The organism is Sulfurovum sp. bin170, assembly GCF_010892395.1.
Taxonomy (GTDB): Bacteria; Campylobacterota; Campylobacteria; order Campylobacterales; family Sulfurovaceae; genus UBA1140.
The window spans coordinates 1-3,898 of record NZ_JAACKB010000013.1 but is presented as its reverse complement, the minus strand read 5'-3'; the positions used below and the strand labels follow the sequence as shown (position 1 = coordinate 3,898).

Sequence of the window (3,898 nt, the reverse complement as noted above, 5' to 3'; positions counted from 1 at the left end):
TAACCAAAAGAGACCTTTTAGTATCACCTGTGAAAAGTGTCTAAAAACTTTTCCATTTTTCATATTAAACTCCTCTGCATTCCTAAAAATATCAACCTCTCATCAAAGATAGCTCCCTCAAAAAATGAGCTTAGAAACTTACCATCTCCACCTGTTATATAGAGCTGTTTGGTATTTTTATGTTTATCTATTAAACCTCTTTCAAAATTAGGAAACGATGGCTTTAGCCTCGTTATATTCGGGGCTGAAGCCTCCGATTCCAAGAAGTTTTGCAAGATATTTATTATAGCTTTAATAGAGTTAAGAATACCATAACTAATTCCATCTCTAGTTCCCACTGGCAATAGATTTAAATCTATCTCTCTATCTAGTTCTATTTTGAGAGCAGGAGAGATACTGGCATAAGCATCTATATAGGCTCTCAAACCAAGAAGTAAGAACCCTCCTTGATATACCCCCTCCTCTACCACATCCACCGTAATTGCTGTTCCAGCACTTACAAAAATTCCATTGGGATAAGAGAGGCAGAGAGCTTTTCTGTCTATGCCCATTGTCTCATACTCATTTTTTATTCTAATTTTGTCCGATATATCTGTCCAGTTTTTTAAACTATTTAATCGCTCTTTTAGTTGATGTTTGACGGTTATATATTTTAATTTTTTATCTGCATACTGCTCTATCGCTTCTTGGTGTGAGAGGTGGATTACCTCTTTTCCATTATAGATGTGTATTCGGGTGTTTCCTATATCGGCTAGTAGCATAAATCTCAACTCTTTCTTTTGATTCTAACTTTTTTAGGAGCAAATAGCTCCAAAGCCTTAGCAACCATAGGCTCATTCAAGATATTTCTCTCATCTTTCTCTTTTGCTGATTCGGTATTACCTGCATCAGGAGCTACACAAGAGTTTCTCATAAACTCCTCCTCTATAGGCTGATTTAGAATCTCATCTTCTATCATGGAGATAGGCTCTTCAATGCTTTCAGCTATTTTTATTATAGGCTTAGGAGGGTAAATCCTTTGAGATATTTTTAATCTTGGTCTCATAACCGAAGATTTCCTGCACAAACATACGGATAAGACCCCAGTTGTTTTTTAGGAGAGTTTTCGCTTCTCCACTTGCCGTAGACTCCCATGTGAGTCTGTTATTCTCAAAAGAGTCATAGGCTATATATCTCTTGAAACACTCACCCAATTGATAGTCTCTATCGTAGAGTTTATCTACTAGAGATTTAAAAATTTTTGCTCCTTTATCTATGGGCTTTTTTTCTTCTGTCGGCTGGATAGGAGGTGTTATAGTTATAGCTACCTTTTCAATTGATTTAATAATCGGTTTTATTTTTTGTTCAGAGGGTAGACACATGGGTCTACCCCTACGGGATTCCTCTGTGGGGGGTGTTATCTCTACTTCACTCAACTCTTTTTTTGTAGTTCTTATCATGCCATCTATATCTTCTGTCTGTAGTGACTCTATCATCTTAAATAGAGTCACTAATAGGACAAACTCGCCATCACTTCCGATACTAAGCAGGGTTTTGGAGTCAGCCAAGACTCTAAAAAATCGTTCTATAATCATCGGTGCAAGTTGGTGAGAACCACTTAATAGAATCTCTTTGAGATAGAGCATCAGTTCATCAATAATCATCTCAGCCTCAAATTCACTCGCCATAGAGATAAACTCTAAAATTCCTGCTCTATCTTTAGCTAAAATCTTATCTATCAGCCCCTCAAGCTGTGAGGGTTCTATAATCCCTAACATCTTAGTGACAGTAGATATATCAATGAAATTTTTGGAGTAGACAATAGCTTGGTCAAGAAGTGTCAAAGCATCTCTGACACTACCAGCCCCAGACCTTGCGATAATATCAATTGCATTTTTCTCATACCCAACTCTTTCAAGATTTAGAATATGTTCCAAATGTCGCTCTAGTACAGGTTGAGCAATTTTTCTAAATCTAAAGTGCTGTGTTCTACTCAAAATCGTAGCAGGTAGTTTCAGAGGGTCAGTTGTTGCGAGGATAAACTTAATAAATGAAGGAGGCTCCTCTAGGGTTTTTAGCAAAGCATTAAATGCTGGAGTAGTCAACATATGAACCTCATCAATAATAAAAATTTTATATCGAGCCATTGCAGGTTTATACTTTGTATGCTCTATCAACTCTTTTATATCGTCTATCCCACGATTAGAGGCGGCATCCATCTCTATGATGTCCATATGTCGCCCCTCTACAGCCATCTTACAGTTGGAACAAGTTCCACAAGGGTGTGCAGTAGCTCCCTTTTCACAAAGTAGAGCTTTGGCAAAAATACGAGCTGTCGAAGTTTTTCCCGACCCTCTAAGACCAGAGAAGAGATAAGCGTGAGAGAGTCTATCTCTCTCTAATGCCAAACTTAATGTTTGAGAGACTGCCTCTTGACCTATCAACTCATCAAAGGTGGCTGGACGATACTTTCTTGCTAATGCTATTGACACATTAAACTCCTTACTAAGATACCCACAAGGGACACCTCTACAGATTTAAATACTATTCAATATTGTAGTCAAATTTTACTTGTGATATAATTTGTTAAAAATAGACTTCTTAGAAAACTCATTTGGAATCGGAGACTTTAGTCCCGAATATAACGAGGCTGAAGCCATCGTTTCCTTATATGCAATCCGCATTTTCGGAATCGGCGTGTTTACACCCGAACTATTTAGCTTAATTCATTGGCATTGGGCTAAAGCCATCGGTTCCTAGTTTTGAAAGATGTCTAATACTTGAGGATATAAGATGAGATGGGAAGATAGAGACCAGAGTGACAATGTAGAGGATAGACGAGGTAGTAGCAGTGGAGGTGGTAGACGAGGAATGCCATCTATGAGTACAATGATGTTTTTATGGCCTGTGATACAGAGACTTCTAAAAACAAAATTTGGTTGGGCGATTATCGGTATAGGTACTGTGGCTTATTTTTCTGGGTTTAATCCTCTTTCAAGTTTCACAGGTGGTGGAGGTGGCTCAACAACCATCAATCAAAAGGCGGATGATAGACAAGCTAGATTTATCTCTACAGTTTTGAATGATACAGAAGAGGTTTGGAAAGAGATATTCAAACAGCATGGTGCTACCTATCGTGAGCCAAAAATGGTACTCTATCGTGGTTCAACTAAGAGTGGTTGTGGACACGCTTCAGCTCAGATGGGACCTTTTTACTGTCCTGCTGACCAAAAAGTCTATCTTGACCTCTCTTTCTTTGATGAACTTGCAAAAAAACATAACGCCACAGGTGATTTTGCACAAGCTTATGTATTGGCACATGAGATTGGTCACCATGTCCAAAATATGGAAGGCACTCTCTCAAAAGTTCAAAAGATGAAGCAACAAGCTAAAGGTCAAAAAGGTGAAAATCAACTACAGGTTCGTGTAGAGCTTCAAGCAGACTGCTACGCTGGTGTCTGGGCACACCATGCACACAAGAGATTTAATATCTTAGAGCAAGGTGATGTAGAAGAGGCTCTGAATGCTGCCTCTGCAATTGGAGATGATACCTTGCAGAAACAGGCTCAGGGATATGTGGTTCCAGATGCTTTTACGCATGGTTCATCAGCACAAAGAATCGAGTGGTTTAGAAAAGGTATCAAAAGTGGAGATATGAAAAGCTGTAATACGGGCTTATAACCAGTTGAGACTTTTGAAACGGTGGCTTTAGCTCAAATAGTTCGGGTGTAAACACGCCGATTCCAAAAATGCAGATTGCATATAAGGAACTGACGGCTTTAGCCCAATGCCAATGAATTAAGAATATTGTTATTGATTTATTAGGACAAGGCAGTGCCATTGTCCCTACAATATTTCAATTTCAAAACCGTAGAGACAAGGGATTCCCTTGTCTAAATCCTTAATTCATTGACATTGG

4 protein-coding genes are annotated in these 3,898 nt (G+C 38.6%); 1 reads left to right on the top strand and 3 read right to left on the bottom strand.

Annotated features, from left to right (window positions below):
- Nucleotides 1–59: 59 nt before the first annotated feature.
- The 3 genes from GSY74_RS00395 to GSY74_RS00390 are packed head-to-tail and all read right to left on the bottom strand — an operon-like array spanning nucleotide 60 to nucleotide 2,471.
- The gene (locus GSY74_RS00395; protein ID WP_164663125.1) at nucleotides 60–761 is read right to left on the bottom strand and encodes a type III pantothenate kinase; all 702 of its coding nucleotides are present in this window, start codon (nucleotides 759–761) and stop codon (nucleotides 60–62) included.
- Nucleotides 762–766: 5 nt separating this feature from the next.
- Complete coding sequence (locus GSY74_RS10815; RefSeq protein WP_255494378.1) at nucleotides 767–958, bottom strand: hypothetical protein; 192 nt, start codon at nucleotides 956–958, stop codon at nucleotides 767–769.
- Nucleotides 959–1,001: 43 nt separating this feature from the next.
- Entirely contained in the window at nucleotides 1,002–2,471 is a 1,470-nt protein-coding gene (locus GSY74_RS00390; RefSeq protein ID WP_370518748.1) for a DNA polymerase III subunit gamma/tau, read from the bottom strand.
- Nucleotides 2,472–2,772: 301 nt separating this feature from the next.
- Between GSY74_RS00390 and GSY74_RS00385 the strand changes: the two genes are divergently transcribed.
- Nucleotides 2,773–3,660 carry a neutral zinc metallopeptidase gene (locus tag GSY74_RS00385; protein ID WP_164663124.1) on the top strand — a complete coding sequence of 296 codons (888 nt, stop codon included), beginning with the start codon at nucleotides 2,773–2,775 and terminating at the stop codon, nucleotides 3,658–3,660.
- Nucleotides 3,661–3,898: the final 238 nt, after the last annotated feature.

Excerpts from the sequence above, each read along its gene's own strand:
- GSY74_RS00395 (WP_164663125.1), bottom strand. The coding sequence starts at position 761 with ATGCTACTAGCCGATATAGGAAACACCCGAATACACATCTATAATGGA.
- GSY74_RS10815 (WP_255494378.1), bottom strand. The coding sequence starts at position 958 with ATGATAGAAGATGAGATTCTAAATCAGCCTATAGAGGAGGAGTTTATG.
- GSY74_RS00385 (WP_164663124.1), top strand. The coding sequence starts at position 2,773 with ATGAGATGGGAAGATAGAGACCAGAGTGACAATGTAGAGGATAGACGA.